Below are 17393 nucleotides of genomic sequence, written 5' to 3'. Positions count from 1 at the left end.
CCGAACATGAACTCCTCCCGGCGCGTCACGCTGCGCCAGTCGCAGCTCGTCACCAGCTTCGGCCCGGGCGCGATGGTGGACCTGCCGACGCGATCGGTCATCATGGGCGGGCTCGACCTGTGGCACATGCGCGAGCGCGGCAGTTGGCAGCCGGTCCACGAGCCGCGCGCGGTCGCGGTGCTGGAAGCGCTGCTGCGTGCCAACCGCCGGCTCGACGACGGCGTCGCGCTGACCCTGCGCACGCCGCCGGTGGACGACGAGGGGCGTCGCGGGACCGGCGAGCCACCGGGCGTCGAGGCGCGCATCTTCCCGACCTGGTTCGTCGCGCGGGAGGCGGTGGAGGCGGACGGGCTGCGCCGGCGGCGTCTGGCGCGGTGGCGCGACCTCGATCCGCGCGGCCGCGTCGACCTGGTCGACGACGACGGCCGGCGGTTGGGCGTCACGCCGATCCGCTTCGTCGCCGGCTGCCGCAAGGGGCATCTGCAGGACGTCGACTGGAGCTACGCCGTCCACGCGGGCAGCAAGGAGCGATGCGCCCAGCCGCTGTGGCTGGAGGAGCGCGGCACGTCGGGCGATCCGCAGTCGACGCGCGTCGTGTGCGGCTGCGGCGCCGCGCTGTCGCTGCGCGATGCGCAGGCCGACGGTCGCTTCGGCAAATGCCGCGGCCGGAGACCCTGGCTGCATACCGACGAGCCGGGCGGGTGCGACGAGAACCTCCGCTTCCTGACCCGCACCGCGACCAACGCCTATTTCCCGCAGGTGCTGACGGTCATCTCGCTCCCCGCCGCCGAGGATCTGCTGACCCGGCTGGTCGAGGGGCATATGGACGCGCTGGGCTGGACGGAGACGGCGGCGGACGTCGCCGCCGCGCGCAAGTCCAATCCGGCCTTGCGCGCGGCGTTGGAGGGATGGGGCGACGAGGACGTGCTCGCTCGCGTGCGCCAGCTTCGGCTCGTCGGGCACCAGAACCTCGAAAAGGCGCCGAAGGTCGCCGAATACGACCTGCTCGCCTCGGGCCTGGCGGAGATCGGCTCGGATGCGCCGGACGCGAAACTGCACGCGCAGACGCTGGTGCGCGGCGACTGGGGCGGAGATCGCCCGAGGCTGGCGCCGATCGCCTCCGTCGTGGCGGTGCACCGGCTGCGCGAGGTGTCGTGCCTCTATGGCTTCACCCGGTTCGAGGCGGCGCCGACCGCGATCGACGGCAACCTCGAAGAGCTTTACCTGGCGGTCGAGGGTGCCGCGCTCGCCGCCGACCTGGAGTGGCTGCCGGCCGTCGAACAGCGCGGCGAGGGCGTGTTCCTGCGCTTCGACGTCGACGCGTTGCGCGCCTGGGTGGCCCGGCCGGCGGTCGCGGCGCGCCTGGATGCGCTGGAGCGCGGGTGGGGACGCTGGCGCGACAGTCAGCCCTATGGCGACAAGCTGCGCTGGCCCGGGCCCGGTTATCACGCGATGCACGGCTTCTCCCATGCGCTGATGAACGAGATCGCGCTCGATTGCGGCTATCCGGCGACCGCGCTGAAGGAGCGGCTGTACGCGATCTCCGATGCCGACGGAGACCGGTTCGGGCTGCTGGTGTACACCGCGACGACCGGCGCGCAGGGCACGCTCGGCGGGCTGATCGCGACGCTGCCGCGGCTCGGCGCAATCGTCGAGCGCGCGCTCGACCGGCTGGCGCTATGCTCGGGCGACCCGATCTGCGCCGAGCACGACCCCGACGCGCATGCCGACGAGCGCGCGCTGAGCGGCGCGGCCTGCCACAGCTGCCTGCTGGTGGCAGAGACGAGCTGCGAGGCGCGCAACCTGTATCTCGACCGCGCGCTGGCCGCCGCGACGGTGTCGACGCCGGGAGCGGCGCTGTTCGCGGGATGAGGCGCGATCAGCCGTCCGCCGGGCAGACGTCCATGAGCGCCAGGAAGTTGGCGCAGGGCGCGGTGACGCCGTCGCGCCGCCGTACGAGCCACATCGACGAGACCGCGCCCTCGTCGAGGATCGGCTGATAGATGAGCCCCGCCGACTGGATCGCCCGAAGCGACGCGGCGACCACCACCATGCCGACGCCGGCCGCCGCGAGGCCGAGCAACGTCGAGACCTCGTGTACCTTCTGCGCGACGACGGGTTCCATCGACGCCTGCCGCATCAGCCGGAAGAACTCGTCCGTGGAACCGCCGCTGCGCTCGTTGGCATATACGACCATCGGTTCGCCCCCCATCTGCACCAGGCGCACACCGTCGCCGCGGGCCAGGCGGTGGTCGGGGCGCATCCCGATGAACAACTGCTCCTCCAGCAGCAGCGTCGCGGTCAGGGCGGCGGGCAGGACGGGCGGCCGGGACGCCCGCACGAAGCCCACGTCCAGCGTGCCCGCGGCGATCGCGTCGACCGGGGCGGGGCCGGCGAACTCCGTCAGCGACAGCCGCACGTCGGGGTAGCGCTGGCGGTAATCGTGGATCGCGGTCGCGACGCGCGGGATGAACGGCGCGGACGCGTTGAATCCGACCCTGAGATCGCCGAGATCCCCGTGCGCGGCGCGCAGCGCGATCGCGACCGCACGCTGCGCCTCGTCCAGCGTCCGCTGCGCGGCAGGCAGGAACAGCGTGCCCGCGGGCGTCAGCGCGACGCGGCGGCTGGTCCGGTCGAACAGCCGCACGCCCAGTTCCGCCTCCAGCGCGCGGATCTGCTGGCTGAGCGGCGGCTGGGAGATGCCCAGGCGATCCGCAGCGCGGCCAAAATGCAGCTCCTCGGCGAGCAGGACGAAGTAGCGGAGATGCCTGAGCTCCATGATCGATACCTAAAGCCTATCAATGGGCACTGAAACCCTATTGGACACAAACGGATGACAGGCCCACACGGCGCACCGCAGCACCATGGGATTGCTTCCAGAGTGGTGCTTGTTTGTTCTTACGGTCGTTCGCCGCTCGGCGACGGCGGCCAATTTGGGGTACAGCCATGATCGGGATCGTCCGAATCGCGCTCGCGCGGCCGCTGACCTTCATCGTCATGGCGATCCTGATCGCCATCATCGGCGTGCTCGCGGCGGTGCAGACGCCGGTGGACATCTTCCCCGACATCCGCGTCCCCGTGATCGCCACCGCCTGGCAGTATAGCGGCCTGTCGCCCGACGAGATGTCGGGCCGGATCATCACGCCCTTCGAGCGGACGCTGACCACGACGGTCAACAACATCGCCCATATCGAGAGCCAGTCGATGCCGGGCATCGGCGTGGTGAAAATCTACCTCCAGCCTGGCGCCGATGTTCGCATCGCGACCGCGCAGGTGACCAGCATATCGCAATCCGTGCTGAAGCAGTTGCCGCCGGGCGTCACGCCACCGCAGATCCTGAACTACAGCGCGTCGACCGTGCCGATCCTGCAACTCGCGCTGTCGGGCAAGGGACTGTCGGAGGGCAGGATGCTCGATCTGGCGCAGAACCAGATACGCCCGGGGCTCGTCACCGTGCCGGGCGCGGCGATCCCGACCGCGTCGGGCGGGCGTACGCGGCAGATTCAGATCGATCTCGATCCGCAGGCGCTGCAATCCAAGGGTTTGTCGGCGCAGGACGTCGGCAACGCGATCGCGGCGCAGAACCAGATCAATCCGGCCGGCTTCGCCAAGATCGGCGGCTTCCAGTACAGCGTCCGCCTCAACAACGCGCCGGGCAGCGTCGCGGAGCTCAACAACCTGCCCGTCAAGGTGGTGGACGGCGCGACGATCACGATGCGCGACGTGGCGCATGTGCGCGACGGCAGCGCGCCGCAGACCAACGTCGTCCATGTCGACGGCTCGCGATCGGTGCTGATGACGATCCTGAAGAACGGCGCGACCTCGACGCTGTCGATCGTGCAGGGGATCAAGGACGCACTGCCCGCGATCCAGCAGACGCTGCCGTCCACGCTCAAGATCGTGCCGATCGGCGACCAGTCGCTGTTCGTGAAGGCGGCGGTGACGGGCGTGGTGAAGGAAGGCGCGATCGCCGCAGCGCTGACCTCGCTGATGATCCTGCTGTTCCTCGGCTCATGGCGGTCGACCGTCATCATCGCGATCTCGATCCCGCTCGCCATCCTGGCGGCGATCATCGGCCTCGCGATCACGGGCAACACGCTCAACACGATGACGCTGGGGGGCTTGAGCCTCGCGGTCGGCATCCTGGTGGACGACGCGACCGTCACGATCGAGAACATCAACTGGCATCTCGAACAGGGCAAGTCGGTAACGAGCGCGATCCTGGACGGCGCGGCGCAGATCGTGACGCCGGCGTTCGTGTCGCTCCTATGTATCTGCATCGTGTTCGTGCCGATGTTCTTCCTCCCGGGCGTCGCCGGCTTCCTGTTCGTGCCGCTGGCGCTGGCGGTGGTGTTCGCGATGATCGCGAGCTTCATCCTGTCGCGCACGCTGGTGCCGACGATGGCGATGTATCTGCTGAAGCCCCACGTCACTGCAGGCGCGCACGTCGACGATCACGACCAGCATTCGGCGGGCAGCCCCGCGTCGCGCAACCCGCTGGTGCGGTTCCAGCGCGGGTTCGAGGTCAGGTTCGAGGCGTTCCGCACCCGCTACGGGAGCCTGCTCGAGCGGGCGCTGGCGACGCCGCGGCCGTTCGTCATCGGCTTCCTCGTCGCCGTCGCGCTGTCGTTCGGGCTCGTCGGGTTCCTGGGCGAGAACTTCTTTCCCACCGTCGACGCGGGGCAGATGGCGCTCCACGTCCGCGCGCCGGTCGGCAGCCGCGTCGAGGAGACGTCGGCGGAGTTCGACCGGGTCGAGCAGCGCATCCGCCGCATCATCCCTGCGGACGAACTGGTGTCGGTGGTCGACAACATCGGCCTGCCGGTCAGCGCGATCAACACGACGTACAACAACTCCGGCACCACCGGACCGCAGGATGGCGACATCCTGATCCAGCTGGGCGAGGGCCATGCACCGACCGCCGACTACGTCCGCCCGTTGCGCGAGGTGCTGCCGCGCGCCTTCCCGGGATCGACCTTCTCGTTCCTGCCGGCGGACATCACCAGCCAGATCCTGAACTTCGGCGCGCCCGCACCGATCGACGTTCAGGTCGCGGGCAAGGACGCCGTCGCCAACGCCGCCTATGCGCGCCTGCTGCTGCGCCGCATCAACGCGATCCCCGGCATCGCCGACGCGCGCATCCAGCAATCCGCCCGCTACCCGCAGTTGAACATCGCGGTGGATCGCGGCCGGATCGGCCAATATGGCCTGACGGAGCGCGACGTGACGACCAGTCTCGCCAACTCGCTCGCCGGCACATCGCAGACCGCGCCCGTCTTCTTCCTCAACCCGGAGAACGGCGTATCCTATCCGGTGGTCGCGCAGACGCCCGAATATCGCGTTGGCTCGATGAGCGACCTGTCGAGCATCCCCGTGACGGGAAGCACGGGCGGAGAGCAGGTGCTGGGCGGGCTTGGCACCATCGTACGGTCCGACGCGCCTGCCGTCGTGTCGCACTACAACATCGCGCCGGTGATCGACATCTATGCGACGCCCAACGGCCGTGACCTCGGCGCGGTCGCGGGCGACATCAAGAAGGTGATGGCCGACCTGAAGTCGCAGGCGCCCAAGGGCGTGACCGTCGCGCTGCGCGGCCAATACGCGACCATGAACAGCGCCTTCTCGGGCCTTGGCTTCGGCCTCGTCGGCGCGATCGTGCTGATCTACCTGCTGATCGTCGTCAACTTCCAGAGCTGGCTCGACCCGTTCGTCATCATCACCGCGTTGCCGGGCGCGCTCGCGGGGATTGTGTGGATGTTGTTCATCACCGGCACCACCCTGTCGGTGCCGGCGCTGACGGGCGCGATCATGTGCATGGGCGTCGCAACCGCCAACGCCATCCTGGTCGTCAGCTTCGCGCGCGAGCGGCTCGCGGAGCACGGCGAGGGAGTGCGCGCGGCGCTGGAGGCGGGGATGACGCGCTTCCGCCCGGTGCTGATGACGGCACTCGCGATGATCATCGGCATGTTGCCGATGGCGCTGGGGCTGGGCGAGGGCGGTGAGCAGAACGCGCCGCTCGGCCGCGCGGTGATCGGCGGGCTGATCGTCGCGACCTTCGCGACGCTGATGTTTGTGCCCGTCATCTTCAGCCTGGTGCATCGCCGCCACGCCGGCGCGGTGCGATCCGCTGCGCCGCACGAAGATCCTATCCTGGGGAAAGCGCATGTCTGACGTCGGGCCGAAGGGCTCCCCCAAGCGCATCGCGTTCGTCGCCGGAGCGATCGCGATCGCGGTCGTCGGGGCCGGCATCGCGACGCGGTCACGGTCCGAGCATCGACTGGCGGGATGGACGGCGGCGCAGGAGACGCCGACGGTCACGGTGATCCACCCCAAGCCGGCGGTGTCCGGCTCCGCGCTGACGCTGCCGGCCAACCTCCAGGCGCTCAACAGCGCGCCGATCTACGCGCGTACCAGCGGCTATGTCCGCAAATGGTATGTCGACATCGGCGACGACGTCCGCTCGGGCCAGACGCTCGCGGTGCTGGACGCGCCGGAGGTGGACCAGCAGTTGCTCGCCGCGCGCGCGGACCTGCAGACCGCGCAGGCGAACCAGCAGCTCGCCGCCTCCACCGCCTCGCGCTGGCAGAACATGCTGTCCAAGGACGCGGTGTCCAAGCAGGAGACGGACGAGAAGGTCGGCGACCTCGCGGCGAAGACGGCGCTGAGCAATGCCGCGCGCGCCAACGTCAACCGGTTGCAGTTCACGCAAGGGTTTACGCGGCTGATCGCGCCGTTCTCGGGCGTGGTGACCAGCCGGTCGACCGACATCGGCAGCCTCGTCACCGCCGGCACCGCCGCGTCGACGCCGCTGTTCACCGTGTCGGACGTGACCCGGATGCGTGTGTTCGTGCGGGTGCCGCAATCCTATTCGGCGCAGATACACCCCGGCATGCACGTGACGCTGGCGCTGCCTGAATATGCCGGGCGCACGTTCGACGCGGTGCTGACCCGCACCGCCGACGCGGTCGATCCGCGATCGGGCACCGTGCTGATCGAGTTGCAGGCGGCGAACGGCGACCGGGCGCTGAAGCCGGGCGCCTATGCCCAGGCGAGCTTCCCGCTCGCGGCCGCCGGCAACGCGGTCGTCCTGCCGGCGAGCGCGCTCATCACCGGCGAACACGGTACGCAGGTCGCGCTGGTCGGCAACGACGGCAAGGCGCATCTGAAGACGATAACGATCGCGCAGGATCGCGGCGACACGGTGGAGGTCGGCACGGGCGTGACGTCGGCCGACCGCGTGATCGACAACCCGCCCGACTCGCTCCAGACCGGCGACGCCGTGGACGTGACCAGCGGCCATGCGAGAGCCACCGCGTCGGGAAGCAACCATGCGGCGGGGTAGGGCGCTGATCGGCCTAGTCGCGGCGCTGGCGACCGGTGCCTGCTCGCTGGCCCCCGCCTATCGGCCGCCGGCGATCCCGACGCCGGCCGCGTACAAGGAGGCGGCTGGCTGGCAGCCCGCAGGCCTCGACGTGCCGGCGGAGGGCCGATGGTGGCTGGCGCTGAATGATGCGACGCTGGACACGCTCGAACAGCGGATCGACGCCGGCGACTTCAGCCTGGCCGCGGCGGCTGCGCGTTACGAGCAGGCGCGCGGGCTCGTGCGCCAGGCGCGCGCGGACCGGGCGGTGCAGGTCGGCGTCGGCGCCGATGTCAGTCGGCAGCGCGTCTCCGCCGGCCGGCCGCTGACCAACGGTTTCGCCGACACCTATACGCTCGGCTCGGTGAGCGCGTCGGTCGCCTATGAGGTCGATCTGTTCGGGCGCGTGCGCAACTCGGTGCGCGCCAACGAGGCGGCGGCGCAGGCGAGCGCGTCCGACGTCGCCGGAGTCCGTCTGGGGCTGCAGGCGCAACTCGCGTCCGCCTATTTCGACATGCGCGGCCTCGACGCGCGGATCGTGCTGCTGCGCGAGACGGTGGAGGCCTATGGCCGCGCCTATGCGCTGACCGATACGCGTCACACCGGCGGCATCGCGTCGGGCATCGACGTCAGCCGCGCGCAGAACCTGTTGTCGAGCGCCAAGTCCGAACTGTCCTCGGTGGCGATCGACCGCCAGCGTGACGAGCATGCGATCGCGGTGCTGGTGGGCGTGGCGCCGTCCGGCTTCTCGATCGCGGTGGTCGACCGGCAGCAGGCGCCGCCCGCGATCCCCGCCGGTATCCCCTCGACGCTGTTGCAGCGCCGCCCCGACATCGCCGCCGCCGAGCGCCGCGTCGCCGCCGCCAACGCGAACATCGGCGTCGCGCGCGCGGCGCTGTTCCCCAGCCTCACGCTCGGCGCATCGGGTGGCTTCGAGGCGGCGAGCGGCGCGTTGCTAAGCGCGGCCAACGGCTTCTGGGCGCTGGGCCCGGCGGAGATCGCCCTGACGGTCCTCGACGGCGGCCGGCGGCGGGCGGGTGTCCGGATCGCGCGGGCGCAGTTCGACGAGGCCGCCGCCAACTACCGCCAGACGGTGCTCGTCGCGTTCCGCGAGGTGGAGGACGACCTTGCCGCGCAACGACTGCTGGTCGCGCAGCAGCGCGACCAGTTGGACGCCGCCACCGCCGCCGAGCGGACGCGGGACCTGGCGCTGATCCGCTATCGCGACGGCGCGGCGGATTATCTGGAGGTCGTGACCGCGCAGACGTCGGCGCTCGACGCGGAGCGGGCGCTGCTGGACGTGCGCAGCCAGCAGCTCGCGATCGCGACGGATACGTTCCGCGCGCTGGGCGGATCGGCCCCAGCCTAGGCGGGCGCGGTCCCCACGATGCGCGGCATTGCGTCGCATCCGCGAAGGCGCTCTACTGCCCGCGTGACCGGGATCGATGACGAGCGTGCGGTTCAGGCCGCCATCCTGCACGGCCATGCGGCTCGGCTGCTCGACTTCCCGCTCCCGGACGATGAAGCGACGCCGGCTCCGCCGCGCCCTGCCCTTGTCGCACCGGACCTGATCCGAGCGATCGCCGATCGCGATGCGCCGATCGGCAGCTTCACGCGGTTGTTCGACCCGCCTCTTGGCGGAACGCAGGGCTTGGACGACACCGCCAGACTGGCCGGTGTGCCTTTCGCGGTGAAGGACCTGTTCGACGTCGCCGGCTACCCCACGACGGCCGGTGCCGCGCTGCGCCGCAACGTGCCGCTGGCGCATACCGACGCCACCGTCGTCGCGCGGCTTCGAGCCGCAGGAGCCGTGCTGGTCGGCACCTGCAACATGGACGAGTTCGCCTACGGCTTCGCGACGGTCAACGCGCATTACGGCACGACGCGCAACCCGCATGACCTGGAACGACTCGCCGGGGGATCGTCGGGCGGCTCGGCGGCGGCGGTGGCGGCGGGGCTCGTGCCGCTCGCGCTGGGATCGGACACCAACGGGTCGATCCGGGTGCCGGCCGCGCTGTGCGGCGCCTATGGGCTGCGCCCGACGCATGGCGAGCTGCCGATCGAGGGTGTGTTCCCGTTCGTCGATGCGCTGGACGTGCCGGGGCCGTTGGCCGACTCGCTCGCGCTGTTGCGGACGGCCTATGAGGTGATGGCGGACAGGACGATGCGCCGGATCGACGTCGCCGGACTTCGTATCGCGCGGCTGGGCGGCTGGTTTGCGCGCAACGTCGACCCGGCGCTCGCGAGCGGTATCGATGCGGTCGCGGCTGAACTGGGCGCCACGGGTGTCGCGACCTGGCCCGAGGCGGAGCGCGCGCGCTCGGCGGCCTATGTCCTGACGGCGGCGGAAGGCGGCGCGCGCCACCTGGCCGACTTGCGGGCGCAGCCCGATGCGTTTGATCCGGCGGTGCGCGATCGGCTGCTGGCGGGCGCCGCGACGCCGGCGGCGGCGCTGGTTGCGGCGCAGCGCTTCGCCGGCTGGTTCTCGGGGGCGATGGCGGCGTTCTGGGACACGGTGGACGTGGCGATCGCGCCTACCGTGCCCTGCGTCGCGCCGCGGATCGACGAGGGGCTGATCGAGATCGACGGCGCGATGATGTCGGCGCGCGCGCAGCTCGGCCTGTTTACCCAGCCGATCAGCCTGGCGGGCTGCCCGGTGCTGGCCGTTCCCCTCCTCCGACCCGGCCGGCTGCCGCTCGGCATCCAGCTCGTCGCGGCACCCGGGCGCGAGGACCGGCTGTTCGCAGTCGCCGAGCGGCTGGAGACGGCCGGGCTGACCGGCGTGAGCGCGCCGGGGCCACGCTGATGCTGTACACTGCCCGATCGCTCCGCGGCATGGTGACGGCGCCGCACCACCTGGCAGCGCAGGCCGGCCGCGACGTGCTCGCCGACGGCGGCAGCGCGGTCGAGGCCTGCGTCGCGACCGCGGCGGCACTGGCGGTCGTCTATCCGCACATGACCGGGATCGGCGGCGACGGCTTCTGGATCGTCGCGGAGCCCGACGGGCGCGTCCACGCGATCGATGCGTGCGGGGCGGCGGCTGCGCATGCGGACCGCTCGCTCTATGGCGACAGCGACACCATTCCATGGCGCGGGCCGCTCGCGGCGAACACGGTGGCCGGCACCATCTCGGGCTGGCGTATCGCGCTGGAACGGGACGGCAGCCGTACGCCGCTGGCGCGCCTGCTGCGCGACGCCATCCACCATGCGCGACACGGCGTGGCGGTGACGGCGGGCGGCGCGGCGATCGCGGCGGCCAAGTCCGCCGAGCTCTGCGCACAGCCGGGAAGCTATGCGGCGACCTTCGAACCGGCAGGTCGTCCGCTGGCGGAGGGCGACATCCTCCGCCAACCCGCGCTCGCCCGCACGCTGGAACGGCTGGCCGACGATGGCCTGGACGACTTCTACACCGGCACGCTTGCCGCCGGGATCGCCGCCGATCTGGCTGCGCTTGGCAGCCCGATTACGGGGCAAGACCTCGCCGCCCACCGCGCCACCACCCCGCCGCCGCTGACGGTTCGGGTGCACGGGGCACAACTGTTCAACACCGCGCCACCGACGCAGGGCCTCGCCTCGCTGCTGATCCTCGCGCTGTTCGACCGGCTGGCGGTAGGGGAGGTCGACGGCTTCGACCACGTCCACGGCCTGGTCGAGGCGACCAAACAGGCGTTCCTCGTCCGCGACGCGCATGTCGGCGATCCCGCCTGGATGACGATCGATCCGCAGGCGCTGCTCGATGATGCGACTGCGCTCGATGCGATGGCCGTGCGAATATCGCCGACCCGCGCGTTCGCCTGGCCGCATGTCGACGCGCCTGGCGATACGGTATGGTTCGGCGCCGCCGATGCGCGAGGACAGATCGTCAGCTGCATCCAGTCGACCTATTTCGAGTTCGGCTCGGGCCTCGTCCTGCCCGGCACCGGGATCACCTGGCAGAACCGCGGCGCGAGCTTCCGCCTGCGCGACGGCTGGAACGCGCTGGAGCCGGGGCGCAAGCCGTTCCACACGCTCAACCCGGCGCTCGCGCGCTTCGACGACGGGCGGGTGATGGCCTATGGCACGATGGGCGGCGAGGGGCAGCCGCAGACGCAGGCGGCGATCCTCACCCGCTACGCGCGCTACGGTGTGCCGTTGCAGGAGGCGATAACGCGGCCGCGCTGGCTGCTCGGGCGGACATGGGGCGAGGACAGCGTCAGCCTGAAGCTGGAGGATCGCTTTCCCCCTGCGCTGATCGAGGCGTTGCGGGCGGCGGGGCATGACGTCGAACTGCTGCCTGCCTTCTCCTCCACGGTCGGCCATGCCGGCGCGATCGTCCGCCATGTGTCGGGGCTGATCGAGGGCGCGACCGATCCGCGCAGCGACGGCGCGGTGGCGGCGTGGTGAGCGCGGGCGCGGAGGCGCGGGCCGTCACGCGCTGCGACGCGCTGGGCTTGCCGCCGTTTAGCGATACCGCGGATGGCCTGTACCGCGGCTATCTCACCCCCGGTTTCGCCCGCACGCAGGAGCAGGTCGGCGCCTGGATGGTCGAGGCGGGGATGACGGCGCGGCTCGATGCGGCGGCGAACCTAGTCGGCCGCTACGAGGGGACGGAGCCGGATGCCCCGGTGCTGATGATCGGCAGCCATCTCGATTCGGTGCGCGATGCGGGCCGGTACGACGGGCCGCTCGGCGTGATGCTGGGGATCGAATGCGTCGCCGCGCTCCGGGTTGCCGGAAGGCGGATGCGATTCCCGATCGAGGTGATCGCGTTCGGCGACGAGGAGGGCTCGCGCTTCCCGGCCGCGATGCTGACCAGCCGCGCGGTGGCCGGGACGCTCGATCCGGCGGCGCTGGATGTGGCGGATGCGGAGGGCGTGACGCTGGCGGAAGCCCTAATGCACCACCGTCATGCCAGCGGACGCTGGCATCTCCCAGATGCAAGCGCTTCCGCCGCCAACGAAGCGACCACAGCGTTCGCTGGGGTGACGGCGTTTGGGCAGGCCGCTCGCGCACCCGGCAGCGTTCTCGCCTATCTCGAAGCGCATATCGAGCAGGGGCCGGCGCTCGAGGCTGAAGGGCTGGCACTCGGCATCGTGACCGGCATCGCCGCGCAACTGCGCTACGCCGTCTCCCTCACCGGCGCCGCCGGCCACGCGGGCACCACCGCGATGACCCTGCGCCGCGATGCGCTCGCCGCGGCGGCCGAGGCGGTGCTGGCGGTCGAGCGGATCGCGCGGGACGCGGGCGGGGAGGTCGTCGCGACCGTCGGCAAGCTGGACGTCGGGCCCGGCGTCGCCAACGTCATACCCGGCCGCGCCAACTTCAGCCTCGACGTGCGCGCGCCCGACGACGCGACGCGCGATGGAGTAGCGGAGACCGTTCTGGCCGAGATCGCCGCGATCGCCGACAGGCGCGGGATCGACCTCGCGATCGAGCGCGTCCACGACCTGCCCGCCAGCCCCTGTGACCCCGCCCTCGTGGACCTGCTCGCCCGTGCCGTCACCGCCACCGGCCAGCCCGTCCGCCGCCTCGCGAGCGGCGCGGGGCATGACGCGATGGCGATGGCGGCGCTCTGCCCGACCGCGATGCTGTTCATTCGTTGCAAGGGCGGCATCAGCCATAATCCGGCGGAGTCGGTCGATCCAAACGACGTGGAGCTTGCAGCGCGCGCCATGCTGCGCTTCATCGAGCTTATGGAAGAAACCGTTGCCTGACCTGCCCCTGCCCGATCTGTTCGGCGAGATCGATCCGCCGCAGCGGCTGCTGATGGGGCCGGGGCCGGTCAACGCGCACCCGCGCGTGCTGCGCGCGATGTCCGCAGATCTGCTCGGGCAGTTCGATCCCGAGATGACCGCCTATATGAACCAGGTGATGGCGCTGTATCGGCCCATCTTCGGCACGCGCAACGCGTGGACGTTCCTGGTCGACGGCACCGCGCGCGCGGGGATCGAGGCGGCGCTCGTATCGCTGGTCGCGCCCGGCGACACGGTGCTGGTCGTCAACTTCGGCCGATTCGGGCTGTTGCTGACCGAGATACTGGAGCGGATCGGCGCGAGCGTCGAGACGGTTGACGCGCCCTGGGGCGAAGTCGTGCCGCCGGAGGCGATCGCGGCGGCGATCGCGCGCTGTTCCCCAAGCCTCGTCGCGACGGTGCACGGCGATACGTCCACGACGATGGCTCAGCCCCTCGACGGCGTGGGCGCGTCGTGCCACGCCGCCGGCGCGCTGCTCTATGTCGATGCGACCGCGACGGTCGGCGGCATGGAGATCGCCGCGGATCGCTGGGACGCGGACGTCGTCACCGCCGGCCTGCAGAAGTGCCTAGGCGGCCCGTCGGGATCGGCGCCGATCACCATCTCCGACGTCGCCGCCGAGCGCATCTTTGCGCGCCGCCATGTCGAGCGCGGCATCCGGCGCGACGACATAGCCGACGGCGCGGCCGCGAGGATCGGTTCCAACTATTTCGACCTTGCGATGGTGATGGACTATTGGTCGGACAAGCGCCTCAACCATCATACCGAGGCGACCACGATGCTCTACGGCGCCCGCGAGTGCGCGCGCGTCGTGCTGGGCGAGGGGCTGACGGCATGCTTCGCCCGGCATGCGGCGGCGGGTCGCGCGATGACGGCGGGGCTGCGTGCGATGGGACTGATTGTCTTTGGCGACGACGCGCATCGGATGACCAACGTCACCGGCGTCCACATCCCGGACGGCGTCGACGGCGAGTCGGTCCGTGGCCGGATGCGCGACGATTTCGAGATCGAGATCGGCACCGCCTTCGGCCCGCTGGCGGGGCGTATCTGGCGGCTCGGCGCGATGGGCTACAACGCGCGCAAGCATAAGGTGCTGCTGACGCTGGGCGCGCTGGAGGCGGTGTTGCGGGCGGAGGGCTTCCGGACGCCGGCGGGCGCGGGCGTCGACGCGGCGCTGGCGGCTTGGGCCGCGTGACGGCGCCGCGCGATCTGGTCGGCTACGGCGCCGTCCCGCCCGATCCGCGCTGGCCGGGCGGCGCGCACGTCGCGGTGCAGTTCGTCATCAACTATGAGGAGGGCGCGGAGAACAGCGTCCTCAACGGCGACGCGGGATCGGAGGCGTTCCTGTCCGAGATGGTCGGCGCGCAGAGCCACGCCGGAGCGCGGTCGATGGCGATGGAGAGCCTCTACGAATATGGCTCGCGCGCGGGGTTCTGGCGGCTGCACCGGCTGTTCACCGGGCGCGGGGTGCCGGTGACGGTGTTCGGCGTCGCCCGGGCGCTGGAAGCCAATCCCGACGCGGTCGCGGCCATGCAGGCGGCGGGGTGGGAGATCGCGAGCCACGGCCTGCGCTGGATCGATTACCAGGCGGTCCCGGAGGATACCGAGCGTGCGCACATCGGCGAGGCGATCGCGCTGCACGAACGGGTGACTGGGGCTCGCCCGCTCGGCTGGTATCAGGGCCGCACATCGCCCAGCACCGCGCGGCTGGTCGCGGAGGAGGGCGGGTTCGTGTACGATGCCGACAGCTATGCCGACGACCTGCCTTACTATGACCGGCGTCATGGGCGCGCGCAGCTCGTCGTGCCCTACAGCCTCGATGCCAACGACATGAAGTTCGTCGCGCTCAACGGCTTCACCGAGGGCGACCAGTTCTTCCGCTATCTGCGCGACACGTTCGAGCAGTTGCGCCAGGAGGGCGGCCGGATGATGTCGATCGGCCTCCACGCCCGCATCGCCGGCCGCCCCGCGCGCGCTGCCGCGGTCGCGCGCTTTGTCGATCACGTGCTCGCGAGCGGGGACGCGTGGATCGCGCGCCGAATCGACATCGCACACCACTGGCTGGCGAAGCATCCCGCATGACGCTCGACGACTCCACGGCGATCGCGCTGTTCGAACACTCCCCCTGGATCGAGGCGCGCGCCGATGCGCGGCCGTCGTCAGGCGATCGCCATGCCGACCTGATGGCGGTCGTGGCGGAGGCTACGCCCGAGGAGCGACTCGCGCTGATCCGCGCGCATCCCGAACTTGCCGGCAAGGCGGCGATCGACCGCACGCTGACCGAGGCGTCGGCGACCGAGCAGGCGTCGGCGGGGCTCGACCGGCTGGCGCTCGAGGAGTTCGCGGCGTTCCACGCGCTCAACGCCGCCTATCGCGAGCGGTTCGGCTTTCCGTTCATCATCTGCGTGCGGCTGACCGACAAGGCGGGCATATTGGCGGCGATGCGCATCCGCCTGACCCACGATCGCGAGACGGAGATCGCGGCCGCGCTCGCCGAGATCGGCAGGATCGTCCGCTTGAGGTTGGAGGCGCAGGCATGACGCTGACGGAGCACGAGGCGCGGGTGGCGCACGACCTTGCCTGCATCGGCCACGGGGCCGCGACCTGGGTCACGCCCCGGGCCCATGCGGAAGCTGCCGTATACGACGTCGTGATCGTCGGCGGCGGGCAGAGCGGGCTGGGCGCGGCGTTCGCGCTTCAGCGCGAGCGGGTGACCAACATCCTGGTCATCGACGAGAACCCGGCCGGCTATGAGGGGCCGTGGGATACCTATGCCCGGATGATCACGCTGCGCACGCCCAAGGGCGTCATCTCGATCGACCTCGGCATCCCCAGCCTGACGTTCCGCCAATATTGGGAGGCGCAGCATGGCCCCGAGGGGTGGGACGCGATCGACAAGATCCCGCGTGCCGACTGGATGGCGTATCTGCGCTGGTATCGCCGCGTGCTCGACCTGCCGGTGGTCAACGACACCAGGGTGACGCTGGTCGAACCGGCGGCGGACGGCCTCCACCGGCTCCACGTCGAGGGTGACGGCGCGCCAGCGTCCGGCGTGCTGCTGGCGCGCAAGGTGGTGCTGGCGACCGGCATCCAGGGTGGCGGCGGGTGGCATGTGCCCGAGATGGTCAAGGCGCTGCCCAAGGCCCGCTATGCGCATACCGCCGAGCCGATCGACTATGCCGCGCATGCCGGCAAGCGGATCGCGATCCTCGGCGCCGGCGCGTCGTCGTTCGACAATGCGCAACATGTCCTTGGGCAGGGCGTAGCGGAGGCGCATGTGTTCGTGCGGCGGCCTACGCTGCCGGTGGTGAACCCGATCCGCTTCATGGAGACGTCGGGCCTGATCGGGCGCTTCGCCGGGCTGGACGATGCGGCCAAGTACCGCGTGATGGCGAGCTTTTTCGCGCGCGTGCAGCCGCCCACCAACGACACGTTCCGGCGCGCGGCCGCCTGGCCCGGCTTCCGCCTGCATTTGGGCGCGCCGTGGCTAGGGGTAGAGGAGACGGGCGACGGCGTGGCGGTGACGACGCCGCAGGGACGGCATCTGTTCGATTTCCTGGTGCTCTCGACCGGGCTGGTGACCGATCCCGCGCTTCGGCCGGAGCTGCGGCTGGTCGCGGGCGATATCGTGCGCTGGGGCGAGCGGCAGGCGGTGCCCGCCGAGCAGGCCAATCCGGTGATCGACGCACATCCCTACCTTGGCGCCGGGTTCGAGCTGCAGGCGCGAGACGCGGCGGGCGCGGCGCGGCTGCATGGGCTGTTCGCGTTCAACTATTCGGGACTGATCTCGCTCGGGCTTGCCGCGGCGGCGCTGTCCGGGCTGCGGTTCGCGTTGCCGAGGCTGGCGCACGCGGTGGCCGCGCAGCTGTTTCGGGACGATCAGTCGGCAATGCTCGACGCCTATGAGGCCTATGCCGAGCCCGAGTTCGTCGGGCTGACCGAGCCGGCGGAGGCCGCCGCATGAGCCTGTCGACCCACGCGCTGGACCTCACCGTCGGTCGCCCGGCGGCCGGGCTGCGCTTGGCTCTGGAGCAGGGCGGCGTTACGCTGTTCGACGGCGTGACCGACGACGACGGCCGCTGTCCGGCCCTAAAGGACCTGGCCGGGGCGACCGGCCGGTACCGGCTGCGGTTCGGCGTCGCGGCTTATTTCCACGCGCAGGGGCATGACTTGCCGGACCCGCCGTTCCTCGACGAGGTGACGATCGACTTCGGGATCGCAGAGCCCGCCGGCCACTATCATGTCCCGCTGCTCGTGACGCCGTTCGCCTATTCGACCTACCGGGGAAGCTGACGGGTGGG

The 17393-nt window shown here is 71.0% G+C and carries 13 protein-coding genes; 12 read left to right on the top strand and 1 reads right to left on the bottom strand.

Translation table 11 applies throughout. From position 1 onward, the window contains the following. Positions 1 to 6: 6 nt before the first annotated feature. Entirely contained in the window at positions 7 to 1872 is a 1866-nt protein-coding gene (gene drmB, locus ACFE65_RS03670) for a DrmB family protein (protein WP_375380986.1), read from the top strand. A gap of 7 nt (positions 1873 to 1879) precedes the next feature. On the opposite strand, the gene ACFE65_RS03665 is transcribed toward drmB, so the two are convergent. Then, positions 1880 to 2779 carry a LysR family transcriptional regulator gene (locus tag ACFE65_RS03665; protein ID WP_375380985.1) on the bottom strand — a complete coding sequence of 300 codons (900 nt, stop codon included), beginning with the start codon at positions 2777 to 2779 and terminating at the stop codon, positions 1880 to 1882. Between the two features lie 167 nt (positions 2780 to 2946). Between ACFE65_RS03665 and ACFE65_RS03660 the strand changes: the two genes are divergently transcribed. The 11 genes from ACFE65_RS03660 to uraH all read left to right on the top strand — a co-directional run bounded on the left by ACFE65_RS03660 (position 2947) and on the right by uraH (position 17385). Further along, positions 2947 to 6171: an efflux RND transporter permease subunit gene (locus tag ACFE65_RS03660; protein ID WP_375380984.1), complete on the top strand. Its 3225-nt coding sequence runs from the start codon at positions 2947 to 2949 to the stop codon at positions 6169 to 6171. After that, the gene (locus tag ACFE65_RS03655; RefSeq protein WP_375380983.1) at positions 6164 to 7342 is read left to right on the top strand and encodes an efflux RND transporter periplasmic adaptor subunit; all 1179 of its coding nucleotides are present in this window, start codon (positions 6164 to 6166) and stop codon (positions 7340 to 7342) included. Before ACFE65_RS03660 ends, ACFE65_RS03655 begins: the two co-directional genes overlap by 8 nt. After that, entirely contained in the window at positions 7329 to 8729 is a 1401-nt protein-coding gene (locus ACFE65_RS03650; RefSeq protein ID WP_375380982.1) for an efflux transporter outer membrane subunit, read from the top strand. Before ACFE65_RS03655 ends, ACFE65_RS03650 begins: the two co-directional genes overlap by 14 nt. Before the next feature lie 63 nt (positions 8730 to 8792). Beyond that, positions 8793 to 10166 carry an AtzE family amidohydrolase gene (locus ACFE65_RS03645; protein ID WP_375380981.1) on the top strand — a complete coding sequence of 458 codons (1374 nt, stop codon included), beginning with the start codon at positions 8793 to 8795 and terminating at the stop codon, positions 10164 to 10166. Further along, positions 10166 to 11743 carry a gamma-glutamyltransferase family protein gene (locus ACFE65_RS03640; RefSeq protein ID WP_375380980.1) on the top strand — a complete coding sequence of 526 codons (1578 nt, stop codon included), beginning with the start codon at positions 10166 to 10168 and terminating at the stop codon, positions 11741 to 11743. The genes ACFE65_RS03645 and ACFE65_RS03640 overlap by 1 nt, the downstream gene beginning before the upstream one ends. Further along, on the top strand, positions 11737 to 13053 hold the full coding sequence (locus ACFE65_RS03635; RefSeq protein WP_375380979.1) for a Zn-dependent hydrolase: 1317 nt from the start codon (positions 11737 to 11739) through the stop codon (positions 13051 to 13053). The genes ACFE65_RS03640 and ACFE65_RS03635 overlap by 7 nt, the downstream gene beginning before the upstream one ends. 52 nt (positions 13054 to 13105) lie before the next feature. Next, positions 13106 to 14287, top strand: coding sequence for a pyridoxal-phosphate-dependent aminotransferase family protein (locus ACFE65_RS03630; protein WP_375381078.1), 1182 nt, complete (start codon positions 13106 to 13108; stop codon positions 14285 to 14287). Continuing rightward, complete coding sequence (puuE, locus tag ACFE65_RS03625) at positions 14284 to 15174, top strand: allantoinase PuuE (protein ID WP_375380978.1); 891 nt, start codon at positions 14284 to 14286, stop codon at positions 15172 to 15174. Before ACFE65_RS03630 ends, puuE begins: the two co-directional genes overlap by 4 nt. Continuing rightward, on the top strand, positions 15171 to 15632 hold the full coding sequence (gene uraD, locus ACFE65_RS03620) for a 2-oxo-4-hydroxy-4-carboxy-5-ureidoimidazoline decarboxylase (RefSeq protein WP_375380977.1): 462 nt from the start codon (positions 15171 to 15173) through the stop codon (positions 15630 to 15632). Before puuE ends, uraD begins: the two co-directional genes overlap by 4 nt. After that, positions 15629 to 17056, top strand: a complete 1428-nt coding sequence (locus ACFE65_RS03615; RefSeq protein ID WP_375380976.1) for an FAD/NAD(P)-binding protein — start codon at positions 15629 to 15631, stop codon at positions 17054 to 17056. Before uraD ends, ACFE65_RS03615 begins: the two co-directional genes overlap by 4 nt. Further along, on the top strand, positions 17053 to 17385 hold the full coding sequence (gene uraH, locus ACFE65_RS03610) for a hydroxyisourate hydrolase (RefSeq protein ID WP_375380975.1): 333 nt from the start codon (positions 17053 to 17055) through the stop codon (positions 17383 to 17385). Before ACFE65_RS03615 ends, uraH begins: the two co-directional genes overlap by 4 nt. Positions 17386 to 17393: the final 8 nt, after the last annotated feature.

The sequence above is a fragment of the uncultured Sphingomonas sp. genome, from assembly GCF_964237335.1.
Classification (GTDB): Bacteria; Pseudomonadota; Alphaproteobacteria; order Sphingomonadales; family Sphingomonadaceae; genus Sphingomonas.
The sequence above is the reverse complement of the archived record's forward strand: the minus strand, read 5'-3'. Positions and strand labels throughout refer to the sequence as shown.

Coding starts and splice junctions, on each gene's coding strand:
- drmB (WP_375380986.1), top strand. CDS start 7: ATGAACTCCTCCCGGCGCGTCACGCTGCGCCAGTCGCAGCTCGTCACC.
- ACFE65_RS03665 (WP_375380985.1), bottom strand. CDS start 2,779: ATGGAGCTCAGGCATCTCCGCTACTTCGTCCTGCTCGCCGAGGAGCTG.
- ACFE65_RS03660 (WP_375380984.1), top strand. CDS start 2,947: ATGATCGGGATCGTCCGAATCGCGCTCGCGCGGCCGCTGACCTTCATC.
- ACFE65_RS03655 (WP_375380983.1), top strand. CDS start 6,164: ATGTCTGACGTCGGGCCGAAGGGCTCCCCCAAGCGCATCGCGTTCGTC.
- ACFE65_RS03650 (WP_375380982.1), top strand. CDS start 7,329: ATGCGGCGGGGTAGGGCGCTGATCGGCCTAGTCGCGGCGCTGGCGACC.
- ACFE65_RS03640 (WP_375380980.1), top strand. CDS start 10,166: ATGCTGTACACTGCCCGATCGCTCCGCGGCATGGTGACGGCGCCGCAC.
- ACFE65_RS03630 (WP_375381078.1), top strand. CDS start 13,106: ATGGGGCCGGGGCCGGTCAACGCGCACCCGCGCGTGCTGCGCGCGATG.
- uraD (WP_375380977.1), top strand. CDS start 15,171: ATGACGCTCGACGACTCCACGGCGATCGCGCTGTTCGAACACTCCCCC.
- ACFE65_RS03615 (WP_375380976.1), top strand. CDS start 15,629: ATGACGCTGACGGAGCACGAGGCGCGGGTGGCGCACGACCTTGCCTGC.
- uraH (WP_375380975.1), top strand. CDS start 17,053: ATGAGCCTGTCGACCCACGCGCTGGACCTCACCGTCGGTCGCCCGGCG.